This is a genomic window from Geitlerinema sp. PCC 9228, from assembly GCF_001870905.1.
Lineage (GTDB): Bacteria > Cyanobacteriota > Cyanobacteriia > Cyanobacteriales > PCC-9228 > PCC-9228.
In genome coordinates, this window is record NZ_LNDC01000191.1 from 1 (window position 1) to 14,740 (window position 14,740).

Below are 14,740 nucleotides of genomic sequence, written 5' to 3' on the forward strand. Positions count from 1 at the left end.
ATGCATGATTTAGGAATAATCAGGGCATTCTAGCATCTCCGGGATGTTATTCCTGCCTATTTTCTGTAGGAGAAGTAGCCATATAAAACCACATTTGAAATTGTAGGGTGGGCATTGCCCACCCTACTTCTGGTGAAAGGCATTCTTTAGAAAAGTTTGTCATTGCTGCATTTCAAATCGAAGTTTCATTCAACAGTGATTAACTGGATTTCATATAATACGAAATCCGATATTGCTAAACCACAAACATAACCCGAACCGTCCTCCTTTACAAGGTGGACAAAAGGGGTTCTGAACCGCTTGCACGATCGGGGCTTGCCAGTACGGATTTCATAGAAAATGCTAGATGTAGTTCGTAGCATGGTAGAAGCCAAACTAGAGGAGATTAAGAATTAGAATTTACAGTTTTCGTCGCTACGGACATCAGCGATAAAGCAGCTTCTGGTGAATCTGGTTGAATGCCTGACAAACGCTGACCAATGCGATATTTGCGCTCGGAACGACCGTAATTGCCTTGAAATACTTCTTCCCCTACCGTGTGGTTGTGGGGATAAACTTTGACGGCAAATCCCAACGGTTCTAGAAGACGATGGTAAAAATCCACGCTCATGCCGTCGCCGGGTCGGTGATGAGCTTCTGTCGCCAACGCCCAATTTTGTTCGCGATCGCTAGCGTGACCGCCGCGTTGGAGAAAACGATACAAAGGTAAGCGCAAATCCCACAACAAGCGACCGATACCGCGAAAATCCCAAGCCGAACGTTGCGGGTCGTGGTCGGTAATCAATTTTCCACCGGGTTTAACCAAGCGTGCTGCTTCCAACATCGTTGTTTCCATATCGTCGCAGTGATGCAAGGAAGCATTAATGGTGACAATATCGGCAAATTCAGACAGCAAAGGCAAGTTTTGAGCATCAGCCAGTAAGGGCGTATATCCCAATTTCTTGGCCATTTGCAGCCCCCCAAAGGAAATATCAATACCGACAAGTAATTGTGGGGAACCGCCAACGGCGGCATATAGATTGCCAGGACCACATCCTACATCGACGACGATTTTGCCATCCCAATTGCCAATTGCCGATTGCCAGCGGGATTGGAAAGCTTCATCGCGGTGGCAGGCCTCAAAATATCCCCAAGCCCAGTCTGGATGTCCAAAATAGTAGCTGTTGGCTGCGATCGCTTCGCTCAGAGGTTGAACGGGAACACAGGGAATGCCTTCCTGCCAATAAACCGTAGCATCTGCTTTCAAATAAGGATGTAAGGGATGTTTCGTTGTTGCTATCATGGTTGCAAAAAGGTCAAGTTGTACTGTTCCGTACGATTGCAGAGGAGCCTAGAAATGTCTAGGGGGAAATACGAGATTTTACTGAAACTTTAATTTGAAAGGCAAAAAGGTTAACAAAAGTGAAGCTATTTTTTCCGGGAAACTACTGAAAAAAAACTTGCTTCTATCAAAAACGATCCATGATGGCAAGTAGAATCGTTCCCCTAAATTTTATCGTTCTATATGACCAGAATCAAGTGGGATAGCTGGCAAAGATAGCGGCAATTGCAATGACTTTATACCATTTTCTAAAAAATATGCAATAAATAATCGGGGCACTTTTGTAGGGACGCAAGACGATAGAACCCCTACCAGGAAAATTGGAAAATCCCAGAAAATCACTGTTTTTCAGAAATGGTATTACTTACCAAAACGGGCGTTCGTGGCAAATTGACCTCCATTTCCATTACTCACGCCGTAAAGCCACAATCGGGTCGAGTTTGGCAGCCTGCCGCGCCGGGAACACGCCAAAAAATAGACCCACACCGCCAGAAACACTGGTAGCAATCACAATCGCAACTGGAGAAATGCTAGCAGTTAGTGGCGTGGCGATGGAAATGGTAAAAATGCCAGCGACCCCCAGCAACGTGCCAATAAAACCACCGGTGATGGAAAGAATCACCGCTTCAATGGTAAACTGGAGCAATAAATCTCCTTGGGAAGCACCGATCGCTTTGCGCAAACCAATTTCGGAGGTGCGTTCCGACACCGATACCAGCATAATATTCATAATACCAATGCCGCCTACAACTAGGGAAATACTCGCGATCGCGGCTAAAACCAAAGTCAAAGCATTGGTAATATTGCCCACAATTTGCAGAATGTCGCGCTGGGTATCTATAGTAAAATCATCTTTGCCGACAATTTGATGGCGCAGGCGTAGCAAATTGGTCATTTGAAATTTGGCAGCGGGAATGCTTTCCCGATCCTTTGCCGAAACCGAAATCCAAGACAGACGCAAACCGTAGGGAGAGGTTTTGCCAGTGATTTGACTTTCCATGGTGGTCAAGGGAACAAACACTCGGTCGTCTTGGTTGGTTCCCAAAAACGACCCCTTGGGTTCCATCACGCCAACCACTTGAAAGGAAACCCCTTTGATACGCATGCGTTTGCCAATGGGGTCTACATTACCAAACAAGCGATCGCTTATATCTACTCCTAACACGACCACGCGATCGCTGCGGCGAATATCAAAATCAGTAATAAAACGACCCTTATCCACATCAAAACTGCGAACTTCGGTAAATGCCGGCGTGGTTCCCACCACCAAGGTTTGTAAATTTTTGTTGCGATACGTGAGCACCTGTTGGTTTTGCAATTGTGGCGCTACCGATTTCACCGTGGGAACTTGTTCGGCAATGGCTTTGGCATCCGCCCATACCAACGTTTTGGGAACATCAAATGTGGTATTCTGGGTATCGCGGTTGCCGGGAACCACAAACAGAACATTTGGTCCCAACTGTTCAAATTCCTCCTGTGCCAGGTCTTTTGCCGCTTGACCCAACCCCACCATGGCAATCACCGAAGCATTGCCGATAATCATCCCCAGCATGGTCAAACTGCTGCGCAGGCGGTGGCTGAGAAGGGTTTTTACCCCCATTTGAATGCTTTCTGCTAGGTTCATGACGGGTTCTCGTTCTCCTGTTCCAAGAATTCGTCGATGTCTGTTCCTTCCGGCAAATCCACAAATACCCGTTCGGTGGGTTTGACGCCTTCCAGAATCTGAATTTGGTCTTCAATGGTAGACCCCAGAGTTACAGAACGAAATTCCGGTTCCTGTTCTTCTTTATCCAATACCAAAACTCCGGTTTCTCCCTGATAGGTCACCACCGCCACCGTAGGTACGACAATAGCATTGCTCAAGCGATCGCCCCGAAAGGTCAAATTCACATTCATCCCCGACATCAACTTATCCAATCCCGTCTCCAACGCCACCCGCACTTGAAATAAAGTAACATTTTCTTCTTCAATAGCTTCCGGCGCAATCAAACGTACTTTGCCGCGAAACGTTTTATCGGGATAAGCATCCGCCACCACCGATACCTGCTGGTTGGGTTTGATGCGACCAATATCCACTTCCGGTACTTCCGCTAACACTTCCAAGCCTTCCGCGATCGCGACAATCGAGGTAGAAGTCGCCGAAGCGGTGGCAGAAGCCGACGTGGTGGGCGTCACAAACGCTCCCTCATCCGCATACCGCTGGGTCACAATCCCAGAAAACGGCGCGCGTACCAACGTATCTTGGAACCGTTCTTCAATTTCTCGCATGCGCCACTTACTTTCTGCCACTTCCGCCCTGACACGGGCAATATCTTCCGAGCGGGGTCCGCGCTGCAACTCCAATAAATCTTGTTGTGCCTCGTATACATCAGCTTCTGCTCTAGCAACTTCTTCTGCACGTGGTCCATTGCGCAACTCTTGCAAGCTTTCCAATGCTTCTTCCAAAGCCGAACGAGCTTGTTGCCACTCCGTCACCGCTTCGTCGTAGCGGTCTTGGCTAACCGCTCCTTCTTGATATAACGTCTCAAAGCGATCGCGTCTTTGCCTTGCCAGCTCTGCCCTTGCCCCCGCTGACTCTACCTGTGCCTTTGCCTGTTCGATATCTTCGGGGCGGGTCCCAGCTTTTAACTCAGCTAATTTGGCTTTAGCTCTCGCCAGACGGGCTTTGGCACGTTCAATTTCTTCGGGGCGATTGCCTGCTTCCAGCTCGGCTAACTTAGCTGTTGCTTGTGCTAGTTGGGCTTCAGCTTGTTTGCCCTGGGCTAAAATTTCTTCATTTTCCATCCGCGCAATGGGTTGCCCTTGTTGCACCCTATCCCCCTGTTCCACCATCAACTCCACCAAGCGACCGGCGGTTTTGGGACTCAGGTTGACGCTGCGCACTGGTACAATGGTACCGCTGGCCGTTACGCGGACGGTGAGATTTTTGGCTTGTACGGGAACAGTCAAATCGACCAAATCTTCGTCAGCACTGGCATCTCGGGTAGCGACGTAAATGGTACTGGCAGTGCCGGCAATGCCTGCTGCTACCAGGCCAACAATGCCAACGGTGGACCAGGCAAATTTTCGACCAAACAGGGAAATGGGCATGGCGGCGTGGATCCGTAGGTATGTGGGTAGGCAGGAGCGATCGCTTCGATGCTCCCACCTCTACTATCATAACGATTTTGCCATGGTTGAGCAGGGGAGCAACTAATTTCTGGGGCGAGATTGGGGATGTAGCTGCGACAGAAGGGTATTGGGCTTGGCTTGACGCAAAATTTGTACGATAATCGTGTCGGTACCAAATGGTGCCCAGGTGCAGCCAGTGGCTAGGTATTCTTGGGCAAATTCGCTGACCCGGTAGCTGCCGTAGCCGGCGAGGGTAGCTTGTGCGATCGCGCCGCCCAAATAAGCCAAAAGATTCCCCCATCCCCAAGGATTGCCCCAAGCAGTTACCAAAATGCTAGCTACTTCTGCCAGCGCCACACCGGCAAGGCTGAAAAAGATTTGTTGTCCCAACTTCCCAGCTTGGTACCCCGTTAGGGGGAGTTGATATTGACGCGCCAAAGCACGCACCAAGTTTAAATCGGCAAAAACAGTGGCTATCAAGTCGATAACGGCAACTGGCATCAGTGCGATCGCGACAGCTTTGATACCGACAATCCGATCGACCCGTTGTTTGGTGAGATTTTTCTGGGCTTCAATGGTGCAACGGGCTAAATTCCGTTCTAGCTGGCTGGCTTGCAACAAAGCATTCAACGCCAACAGCGATCGCCCTTCCTGATTGAGAATTTGCAGAATTTTTTGCTTCAAATCCTCTATCTGTGGCGGCGGCGTTTCCCAATTTTCCTTAGCTTCTCCTGTTTCTGTCTGTTCTCTCACAGTCACTGGCATGGGTTCTGCAGCCACCATAACAATATTTTCTAGAGAAATAAAAAAGTGGGAATCGCTATCACAACGATCTCCATCGGCGCTACCGTCGTTTTTCTGGAAACTTTGCAGTTGTTCGTAAATCTTGGCGGCATCTTTCTCCGGATGCAAATCTGTTTTATTAAAAACCAACAGCATGGGTTTCTTGGCAGCCGCCAGTTCCACCATGGCTTGATATTCGGCGCGGGTAATATCCCCAGAAACAATAAATAAAATTAAATCCGCTTGCGTGGCAAGTGCTTTGGCTTTTTGACTTCTTTCAGTACCACCCACCTCATCCAAACCAGGGGTATCGATCAACTCTACCTGAATTTTGCCTTCCTCCTGGGGAAACCAACGGATGCTAGTGGGAATGGTGGTAGCGCCGTGAATTGGACTGGTGGAGAGCAATTTTTGACCCACCAACGCATTGACCACCGTAGATTTGCCGCGACTGACAGCGCCAAAAGCAGCGATGCGAATAATCCCCTGTTCTAATTTTTCCAAAATTCCTGCCAGCTTTTCCAACTCTGGCGGTTCTGCCGGCAATTTCCCCCGCAGGGAAGCATATTTTTCGTAGATTTGCGCGATGGTGGTTTGCGCCAGTTCCATCGGGGAAGCGGTCCAAGACCCTGTGGGGTTATCACCCTGTGATGGTACACCCCCTTTTGGGGGGACGCTGCTTGCGCGATCGTCAGACATGGCAGGATGGAGAAATCATCAACGAAAACAAATCAATTAGCCAGCAATTGGCAAACGATTGGCAGCTTTTTTGGCGAAAGAAACCAAAAATTCGTTTTGCTGGGTTCGCTGGAAAGCAGCTTGCAGCTTTTGCTTCATGGATTGCCAGTCAATTTGGGAAGGTTGGGTGATGGCTGGCTGTTCTTGGAAATAGTCAATCAACCCCAAACCGGCAATTCGGGTGATGTAGGCGGCGCTAACCCCTTCAATGGCGCTACCGGCGACGTAGGTGGTGACGTTGGTTTTGAGAATGGTGGTGAGGGTTTTGGTAGAAAGTTCCACCAATCCTAATTTTACGATAACAGCGCCTAAGGTTTTGGCAATTTCTTGGGCTTGCGACCAGGAAAAGGGTTGCTGGTAAATTTTACTCAAATCCATCACCATTTGGGTATTGACAGCAATGGTGGCGAGGATATCGCCGGAAGGAATGGGGTTGGCGAAGGCAGCAGCGGCGGCAATCCACTGGTAGCGTTCGATCTGGGGGAAAGCACGATCGCGGCGTAGTTGGTTGAGGAGATTTTGGATTTCTTGTTGCGTGGCGATCGCTTGGCGGTAGGTACTCGTGTAAAGTAGAGAGGGGATAGTGTCGGAATGTAGAATTTGCTGCAAGCGTTGTTGCAGTGGTTCGAGGTGGGGGGTGGTGGTTTCAGTTTTGGTAACGACAGAACCGTCGGCTTGGGTTTGGCGAACGGTAATTTCTCGACCGGCAGCCGCGATCGCGACAATATCCTCAGCCGGTACAATACCAGTAAGGCGTTGTTGTAGTTTGGCGCGAATGGTATCTACAGTGGTTTTCGGTTGTGGGTATTGCTGGTTCCACACCACCAAAACCCGTTGCGGCGCGATCGCAATTTCGCGAATAGCTTGATATTCCGAGTCAGTAATATCGCCACTGGTGAGAAACAAAACCAAATCGCAATTGTATAGTTGCTGTTTGGCTTCCCATTCGGCAGCTTCGCTAGCAAACCAAGGCGTGGTATCTTGGTAGCAAACCGGAATATCCCCGTTGGTGGCTGACGACGACAAAACCTGCGCCAGCGTCGTTTTCCCAGTTCCCTGACCACCAGTAACGCCAATCGAGATATCCTGGCGTTGTAGTTGTTGGGGAAGGCTTTCCACCTTCTGTTGCAAGTTCGCCACGCGACTTTGCAGTTGGGAATCAGTTTCCGTTGGCAATTCCGCTTGCAGTTGGCTTATCGTTTGCCGGCAGCCATCAATAGCCTGTTCTGCTTTTGCCAAATCCACCGACTGTTGTGGGGAAGCAATCGTTTGCGAAGGTTGAGAAGAACGACGCCACCACCAAGCCACACCGCCGGTTGCCATTAAAGCCAGCAAAGTAGTTTCGCCAAAACCGTTTCCCAACGGATTCCAACTGTTTGCCAGCCACAGCAAAAACGATAATCCAACGCCACCTACCAAAATGGGTTGTCGCCACGTAACTGCCATAATGTTTTCATCTTCCAAGTCTCTATCTTTTAATGTTCCCACAAATCGAACTGGATTTTCTAGGAAAGTAGTAGCGTAGCAAAAGGCCGGCAACCAGCGCTACCATTTCAGGCAGGGCTTAGGAACGTCGAATATTAAAGCAACACCAATCTTCCCGCCGCCATAGGGTAGCTACAATCCAACCGTGTTGTTCCAGGGTATCGGCAACAGGTTTGGCTTGGTCTACTAAGACACCGCTGAGAATTCCCCACGTAGAAGAATGGGCAATTTCGTCGAGATGGGGGATGAGATCGATGATAACTTCAGCGAGAATATTGCAGAGAATGCCATCCACGGGTTGGGGGGTCATTTGTTTGATTTCCGGGAAACTGCCTTTTTGCGCCAGCAAGCGTTTTTCGGACATTTGGTTCATGGCGCGGTTGCTGCGGGTAGCCTTAATCGCCAGTGGGTCCGTATCTACAGCATAAACGGTTTTGGCCCCCAACAGTAGGGCACCGATGGATAAAATACCGGAACCGCAACCAATGTCGGCAACGGTTTGTTTTTCCGCATCGACTCCCAAACGCATTTCCAACGCTTCCAAACACAGTTTGGTGGTGGGGTGGGTTCCCGTTCCAAAAGCCACACCTGGGTCGAGACGCAACAACAAGCGATCGCTATTTTCCGGCGGTGACAGCCATCCGGGATAGACCAAAAAGCGATCGCCAATTTCTGTGGGATGCCAGTGTTTCTTCCAACTACTCGCCCAATCTTCCTCATCAATCAAACGCCAATGAACCTTGGGCGCGCTTAATCCCAAACACAAAGCATCTTGGCGCAACCATAAAGATAAAGCCGACAGGTCCAGCAAGTGAGCGTTGGCTTCCGGCAAATAAGCCCGCAGCAAGTATCCGGACTTGCGACGTTCCCCGGCTGTTCCCTGACAGCCAAAGGATTGTAACCGCCAAAAGATGGTTTCTTCCAAACTAGGATCGGCTAAGATTTGAATTTCCCACCAGCTGTTAGCCAATTGAACGCCCCCTCACTATTCTATCGTTCTGTAGTTCGGCAGGCTCGCCGTTGCCAAAGCGATATTTCCTCAACTACCCAGTTTCCCCCCTCCCCCGCAGGGGAGAGGAATGGGATAGCCGTGTACCAAGCCAGTGCTACTAGACCGTCGAACGCCAGCTAGCTAAAAAGGAAATAGCCATTTGCGAAGTTGCTTGCGACCACCCGTACTCTACAAAGTTACTGTATAAGCATCGCGAACGCCAGGTACTTTCATAATTTCCTCTAAAATTCCTTCCGGTAAAGGATCGTCGAGGCTGAGTACCATCACCGCGTCGCCGCGGACAATTTTGCGCCCCACTTGCATGCTGGCGATATTAACGTTAAAACTGCCCAAGAAAGAGCCAATTTTGCCGATAATCCCAGGCATATCGCGGTGGCGGGTAAATAGCATGTTCTGGGTTGGTGGTACGTTAATGGGAAATTCGTCGATATTGGTAATCCGCATTTCGCGATCGCTAAGCAAAGCACCATTGACTGAATGTTCGCCGCTAGCCCCTTTCGCCGTCAGACACAAAGACCCGGTATAATCCCGCGAAGACGCATCCCGGGTTTCCACCACATGAATGCCCCGTTCTTTCGCCTCAATACTAGCATTGACATAATTCACCCGTTCGCGTAACGCTTGCGAGAGCAACCCTTTCAAAGCCGCCACCATCACGGGTTTGCTTTCCATATCCGCCAGTTCGCCCTGCAAGCGGACATTCAGCGACTCAATGCGACCGCCAGCCAGTTGGCTGACCAAATTGCCCAAGGTTTCCGCCAGTTGCAGGTAAGGGCGCAACTTCTCCATCACCTCGGGATTCAACCCCGGAATATTCACCGCCGAACGCGCCGGCAACCCCAACAACACATCGCGGATTTGTTCGGCCACATCCACCGCCACATTGGTTTGTGCCTCCTCCGTAGAAGCCCCCAAATGTGGCGTTGCAATCAACTCCTTACCCAACTTCAACAACGGCGATTCCGGACTAATGGGTTCTTCTTCAAACACATCCAACGCTGCCCCTGCAACTTGTCCACTTTCCAAGGCCTTTGCCAAAGCCTCTTCATCAATCAAGCCACCGCGGGCGCAATTAATAATTCTAGCGTTGGGCTTCATTTTTTCCAGGGTTTCCTGGCCAATTAACCCCTTGGTTTCCGGCGTTTTGGGAATATGCAGGGTAATATAATCCGACTCCTGGAATAGAAAATCCAAATCCACCAAACGACAGCCAATTTGTTCGGCGCGTTCGGCTGAAATGTAAGGGTCAAAAGCCAGCAGCTTCATCCCCATCGCCCTCGCCGCGACAGCCACGTGAGAGCCAATTTTCCCCAATCCAACCACACCTAGGGTTTTCTTATATACCTCATTACCGAGAAATTGCTTGCGCTTCCACTCACCCTTTTTCACCGATTGGTTGGCATCGGGAATGTAGCGAGACATGGATAGCATCATCGCCAAAGCATGTTCGGCGGCAGCGATGGTGTTCCCTTCCGGCGAATTCACCACCATGATGCCCCGACGGGTAGCCGCATCCACGTCGATGTTATCAACACCGACACCAGCCCGCCCAATAATTTTTAACTGGTTAGCTGCTTCAATGACATTTTTGGTAACTTGCGTTCCAGAACGAACCATCAAGGCATCGTACTCTGGAATTGTATTGACAAGCTCTTCCTCAGATAGACCTGTTTTTTCGTCTACCTGGGCTACTTGCGACAGGATTTCAATCCCAGCTCGATCGACAGTGTCAGAAACTAAAACCTTTGGCATAGTTTAGAAAAACGTAATGGCAACAAAGAATAAGGGTACTTCCCATACCGCTACGAATCTAAAAATCCCAAATAGCGGTTCTGGTTAGCACCAAGTTCGTACCTGTCCGTGTTTAAGTTAGTACAATTTGGACAAAATTGGTACGAACCGGACGACCCCAGTTGGCTTCATCCAGCGAGTTCGGGAGAACGCGCCGGCCTTTCCAGCTTGGCTGGCCCCACCGAAGCCACCAAAGTCGCCATCTGGAACATCAGCACTTTACCATTTATAGACAGTTTTTGAATGTTTTTCTGCTAATTTCCTACCTACAAAACGAATTAAAAATAAGGCATTGCGGGCAATCGAGCCATTTTGCTTTCCCCCCCACTGTCCAACGACATCGCCTTTTGACCGCCAAAACTGTTATCGATCGAACATTGTTGATATATATTTTATGGCATGAACCGAAAGTCTTGGCTTCCCGAACTCGACCGGCAAGTATGGATTCTCATGGCAGGCAGATTGCTCTCTGCCATTGGTACTGGCTTTACTCTATTCTACGCCCCCATTTTCTTTAGCCAAATAGGATTGAGCAAAACCATGGTGGGGATTGCCCTGGGTAGCCAGCAAATTTCCGGCATTTTCGGACGTTTGTTTGGCGGTTCTTTAACCGATGCCCCCGGCTGGGGGAGAAGGCGAACCCTGTTGCTGTCTGCTGCCGTCTCTGCCATCGCTTCTTTTGCTTTAGCCGCCGCCATTGATTTTCCTACCCTGTTGCTGGGAAATTTGATTATGGGGTTGGGTGTGGGTCTTTACTGGCCTTCCACGGAAGCGGTGGTTGCCGATTTAACCGACGGTTCCCAACGCCAAGAAGCCTATGCCCTCACCCGTCTGGGAGATAGTTTGGGTTTGGGTGTCGGGATTTTGGTGGCAGGAGGGTTTGTCTCTCTCACCAATGCCTATCGCCCTTTGTTTGTTATTGACGGCATCACTTTTGCGGTTTTCTTCTGGGTCATTTATTGGGGAATTTCCCAAACCCAACTCTACGACCAACAGCTAGATGCAGAGAATCGTTCTACCGATTCTACCAATGTTTCCTTTGCCCAGGGATGGAAAATCGCCCTGCGCGATCGCGCGTTATTGCTGTTTGTAGCTGTTAATATTATCTTCACCACCTATATCTCCCAAATCCAAACCACCATGCCCCTCTATTTCAACGAAAGCATCCAGTGGGGGGCAACCGACCAACAACCAGCGGTGATTAGCGCCCTGTTTAGCTGGCATATTCTGCTGGCGGTGATTTTCCAACTTCCCATTGCCAAATTTTTACGGCGGTTCAGCCACCCGCAAGCCCTGTCGGTTTCGGCGCTGTTTTGGATTGTCGGATTTCTGACGATTTTTACCACTGGTTTGGTGGCTTCCTACCAGATAATTTGGGCGGTTTTGGGATTGGCGTTGCTGACGTTGGGGATGGTATCGTATCTGCCTTCCGCCTCGTCTCTGGTTGCCGATATAGCGCCAGTGAATTTACGCGGCGTGTATCTTTCCGTGAATTCTCTCTGCTGGGCAGTGGGTTATTTTATTGGTCCTTCCATGGGAGGATTTGCGTTAGACCAACCCCGACCCTATTCGGATATGCTTTGGGTGGGGCTGGCTTTGAGTACGCTGCTGGTTCTCTTGCTGTTGCGCTTTTTGCACCGCATGATGCCCAAGCGCTAGCGGCGACGTTTTTGCAGTTGGCGATATACGTCCCGCAGGTCTACGTTGTGGTAGGCTAACGCGACCAAGGTGTGGTAGAATAAATCGGCGGCTTCGGAAGCGATCGCTTCCCTGTCGTCATCTTTGCAAGCCATCACCACTTCGGCGGATTCTTCGCCAATTTTCTGCAAAATTTTGTTATCGCCACCAGCTAGCAGCTTGCACGTATAAGAATTTTCTTGAGGGCGATCGCGGCGATCGCTAATAACGGAAAATACTTGCGATAGGGTATCGGCTGGTGGTGGTACGACTTCGCTGTCTACCTGGTGAAAACAGCTACGTTCCCCTTTGTGGCAGGCAATATCGCCCACTTGTTCCACCCCCACCAGCAGGGTATCGCTATCGCAATCGTAACGCAGCGATCGCACTTTTTGAATGTGTCCGGAAGTCTCGCCTTTATGCCAAAATTCCTGGCGGGAACGACTCCAAAACCAGGTTTCCCCAGACTCTAACGTTTTTTGCAAGGATTCGCGGTTCATCCACGCCATCATCAAGACGGTTCCATCGAGATAATCCTGAACGATGGCTGGTACCAAACCGCTTTCATTGTAGCGAATGCGATCGACGGGGATGGCTTGTGATTGAGAGGTGTTTTCGGTTGCAGACATGAATTTTTCGGGTCTTCGCGTAGGATCGGAAATTGGCTCGCACACCAGCATATCATGCCAGCTGCCGGGTTTTCGATGCCGCCAGGAAAACCATCGACCCCGGTTCCACCCCCAATTCCTGGGCAATGGGAGAACATTTGGCTTTCAGCAAAAACACCAGCGGCGCATCCATATCTGACAATCCTTCAAAATTCCCCTGCCCTTTGGAAACAATCAAATCTGCCTGGTGGAAATGCTGTTGAAATTGGGAACTGGTTTCGGAAAATACCGTACCCGGCAAAGCTGCGCCGTTACCAATGACTTCGCATACTTCATCCAATCCCACATAGCGGGCATCTTCTAGGGTAGCATCGTTGAGAACCGATCCGCCGCGAACGGCAACGGTTACTTGCTTGCCTTGTTTTTGTAATATTTCCACCAACAAGCGATCGAAAACGATTTCTCCAGTATTGTCAGCCAGGTAGAGAATCTTTTGCACCCCTGTCAGTTGTTGGCGAAATTCTTGGTAATCAAAGATGGCAAATTCCTGGTTGAGGCTATCATCCACGGTTTTTTCCAAATCAAAGGTGTCACCAATACCAAAATCAACAATATTTCCGGCAATGGCAATACGAATCGCCGTTAACAGCGGGTCTTGTGAGTTTTTGACCAGTTCTCGCAAGTGGGGATACAGTTTCAGGGCAATGTCGTTGTAGTGTTGTTTTTGTTGGTGGTAGGGATTGGTTTCGCCGGTGGTTTCGGCGACAATCTGGCGAATTCTCCCCGCGATTTCCACGCTTATTGTGGTAACGGGCAAATCGGCCATTTCCTTCGCCAGACGATTGAGAATTTCCCACTGCTTTTGCTGGTCGTCGGTGGTGGCTTTGGCAATGCGCAGGGCTTGTTGAAACATACAAACGACGCAATCGGGGTGTAGTTGCATAAAGTATTGATATATAACTATGTACTAATTAATATTATGACGCGATCGCGAAAATTTAGCACGGGGGCTAGCGATCGCGAGATACATTTGATTCCCAAGGTAAGTTGGCAGGAAATCTAGAAACAAGCTTGCGGAAAGAAAACCACACAGCTATAATTATACATTTGCGATCGGCAAAACTTCCGAAAAAGTATAGGTCTGTTTAGGTAACCTTATGAACGTTGGAGAAACCTGCCAAACAATTAAATCTCTCATCAAAGAAATTTTAAAACTCGATAAAGAATATCAAGAAGGAACACCAACCTATCGCAACAAATCGAGGGAAGCGTTTCTCGCCCTGCAAGGATTCTTAGAAGAAAACCTCAAAGAAGTGATGCCAGTTTATTCTAAGTATAATAAAAACTTTGTCATATCGATTGATCAGAACGGTAAGCGATGGGAGTTCTCCCTCAGCGAAGAGCAAGGTTGGGAAATTTCCAAAAAACCAGAAACAGTAAATGGCAACTATCCCATTGAAGAATTAGCCAATCGAGTTCGTATGACGCTGCAAAACACTCTGAATGATATAAAGGATAAAAAACGACGGCAAGACAAACAAATCGAAGAACTCGACCAGGCTATTGCCCAAGTAAGGAACTTGCAATCCAATTAGTTCTTCCTAGCCCCACCTACTTGCTTTGTATGCTTTATATTTTTATGGTTCAATAGAATGCATCGACCCGACCCATTCCAGCTCTAGAAACACCTGCACGCCTTATTTTATCGGTAAATCGCTTATGAATTTTAGTAAAACTATCGAAGACATCAAAACTCTTATTCAAGATATTTTACGACTCGAACGAGAATACGAGGAAGCTGTCAACATATCCCAAAACAAATCTCGCGAAGCTTTCCAATTCCTGCAAGAATCCCTCAAACCAGTAACATTAACCTATATAAAATATTATGATATAGGTTCAAACAAGAATAAAATAACAATTAACCAAAATAATAAAGAATGGACTTTTACTTGGAACCAAGAGTACGGTCTACAGTTGCTAAAAAATCCAGAAGCCAATGAAAGTAACGATAAAAATGGAAATTATCCTATTGAAGAATTAGCAAGTAAAATTTCTAGCCGCCTTCAAGAAATTTTTAATAATTTAAAAAATAAAAAAGCTAAAGAAGACGAGAGAATACAACAGCTCGACAAAGCGATCGCTTCCCTCAAAAATTTTCAATCCCATCAAAAGCAAAATTAAATTCGTAGGGTGGGCATCGCCCACCCACCA

General features: G+C 48.6%; 12 protein-coding genes. 3 read left to right on the top strand and 9 right to left on the bottom strand.

Going from position 1 to position 14,740, the window contains the following annotated elements; translation table 11 throughout:
• Nucleotides 1–385 precede the first annotated feature (385 nt).
• From AS151_RS19785 to serA, 7 genes are all read right to left on the bottom strand, one after another.
• A complete protein-coding gene (locus AS151_RS19785; protein ID WP_071518795.1) occupies nt 386–1,282 on the bottom strand; it encodes a class I SAM-dependent methyltransferase in 897 nt (298 codons plus the stop codon).
• Nucleotides 1,283–1,727: 445 nt separating this feature from the next.
• Nucleotides 1,728–2,945 carry an ABC transporter permease gene (locus AS151_RS19790; RefSeq protein WP_071518796.1) on the bottom strand — a complete coding sequence of 406 codons (1,218 nt, stop codon included), beginning with the start codon at nt 2,943–2,945 and terminating at the stop codon, nt 1,728–1,730.
• A complete protein-coding gene (locus AS151_RS19795; RefSeq protein WP_139240812.1) occupies nt 2,942–4,411 on the bottom strand; it encodes an efflux RND transporter periplasmic adaptor subunit in 1,470 nt (489 codons plus the stop codon). Before AS151_RS19795 ends, AS151_RS19790 begins: the two co-directional genes overlap by 4 nt.
• Before the next feature lie 102 nt (nt 4,412–4,513).
• Nucleotides 4,514–5,914 (bottom strand): GTP-binding protein, encoded by a 1,401-nt coding sequence (locus AS151_RS19800; protein WP_084639804.1) that lies wholly within the window; start codon nt 5,912–5,914, stop codon nt 4,514–4,516.
• A gap of 36 nt (nt 5,915–5,950) precedes the next feature.
• Nucleotides 5,951–7,399, bottom strand: coding sequence for a DUF697 domain-containing protein (locus AS151_RS19805; RefSeq protein WP_071518805.1), 1,449 nt, complete (start codon nt 7,397–7,399; stop codon nt 5,951–5,953).
• A 118-nt stretch (nt 7,400–7,517) separates the two neighbouring features.
• Nucleotides 7,518–8,408 (bottom strand): 50S ribosomal protein L11 methyltransferase, encoded by an 891-nt coding sequence (prmA, locus tag AS151_RS19810; protein WP_071518799.1) that lies wholly within the window; start codon nt 8,406–8,408, stop codon nt 7,518–7,520.
• Between the two features lie 210 nt (nt 8,409–8,618).
• On the bottom strand, nt 8,619–10,202 hold the full coding sequence (serA, locus tag AS151_RS19815; protein ID WP_071518800.1) for a phosphoglycerate dehydrogenase: 1,584 nt from the start codon (nt 10,200–10,202) through the stop codon (nt 8,619–8,621).
• 438 nt (nt 10,203–10,640) lie between these two features.
• Between serA and AS151_RS19820 the strand changes: the two genes are divergently transcribed.
• A complete protein-coding gene (locus tag AS151_RS19820; RefSeq protein WP_071518801.1) occupies nt 10,641–11,900 on the top strand; it encodes an MFS transporter in 1,260 nt (419 codons plus the stop codon).
• On the opposite strand, the gene hisIE is transcribed toward AS151_RS19820, so the two are convergent.
• A complete protein-coding gene (gene hisIE, locus AS151_RS19825; protein ID WP_071518806.1) occupies nt 11,897–12,547 on the bottom strand; it encodes a bifunctional phosphoribosyl-AMP cyclohydrolase/phosphoribosyl-ATP diphosphatase HisIE in 651 nt (216 codons plus the stop codon). The genes AS151_RS19820 and hisIE overlap by 4 nt on opposite strands.
• A 52-nt stretch (nt 12,548–12,599) precedes the next feature.
• Nucleotides 12,600–13,469: an ARMT1-like domain-containing protein gene (locus AS151_RS19830; RefSeq protein WP_071518802.1), complete on the bottom strand. Its 870-nt coding sequence runs from the start codon at nt 13,467–13,469 to the stop codon at nt 12,600–12,602.
• A gap of 214 nt (nt 13,470–13,683) precedes the next feature.
• On the opposite strand from AS151_RS19830, the gene AS151_RS19835 reads away from it, so the two are divergent.
• Entirely contained in the window at nt 13,684–14,121 is a 438-nt protein-coding gene (locus tag AS151_RS19835; protein ID WP_071518803.1) for a hypothetical protein, read from the top strand.
• A gap of 124 nt (nt 14,122–14,245) precedes the next feature.
• The gene (locus AS151_RS19840) at nt 14,246–14,710 is read left to right on the top strand and encodes a hypothetical protein (RefSeq protein WP_071518804.1); all 465 of its coding nucleotides are present in this window, start codon (nt 14,246–14,248) and stop codon (nt 14,708–14,710) included.
• Nucleotides 14,711–14,740 lie beyond the last annotated feature (30 nt).

What these genes read in the sequence shown, in the direction of transcription:
- AS151_RS19790 (WP_071518796.1), bottom strand. Translation starts at nt 2,945, where the DNA reads ATGAACCTAGCAGAAAGCATTCAAATGGGGGTAAAAACCCTTCTCAGC.
- AS151_RS19795 (WP_139240812.1), bottom strand. Translation starts at nt 4,411, where the DNA reads ATGCCCATTTCCCTGTTTGGTCGAAAATTTGCCTGGTCCACCGTTGGC.
- AS151_RS19835 (WP_071518803.1), top strand. Translation starts at nt 13,684, where the DNA reads ATGAACGTTGGAGAAACCTGCCAAACAATTAAATCTCTCATCAAAGAA.
- AS151_RS19830 (WP_071518802.1), bottom strand. Translation starts at nt 13,469, where the DNA reads ATGCAACTACACCCCGATTGCGTCGTTTGTATGTTTCAACAAGCCCTG.
- AS151_RS19785 (WP_071518795.1), bottom strand. Translation starts at nt 1,282, where the DNA reads ATGATAGCAACAACGAAACATCCCTTACATCCTTATTTGAAAGCAGAT.
- AS151_RS19805 (WP_071518805.1), bottom strand. Translation starts at nt 7,399, where the DNA reads ATGGCAGTTACGTGGCGACAACCCATTTTGGTAGGTGGCGTTGGATTA.
- AS151_RS19800 (WP_084639804.1), bottom strand. Translation starts at nt 5,914, where the DNA reads ATGTCTGACGATCGCGCAAGCAGCGTCCCCCCAAAAGGGGGTGTACCA.
- AS151_RS19820 (WP_071518801.1), top strand. Translation starts at nt 10,641, where the DNA reads ATGAACCGAAAGTCTTGGCTTCCCGAACTCGACCGGCAAGTATGGATT.
- serA (WP_071518800.1), bottom strand. Translation starts at nt 10,202, where the DNA reads ATGCCAAAGGTTTTAGTTTCTGACACTGTCGATCGAGCTGGGATTGAA.
- AS151_RS19840 (WP_071518804.1), top strand. Translation starts at nt 14,246, where the DNA reads ATGAATTTTAGTAAAACTATCGAAGACATCAAAACTCTTATTCAAGAT.
- hisIE (WP_071518806.1), bottom strand. Translation starts at nt 12,547, where the DNA reads ATGTCTGCAACCGAAAACACCTCTCAATCACAAGCCATCCCCGTCGAT.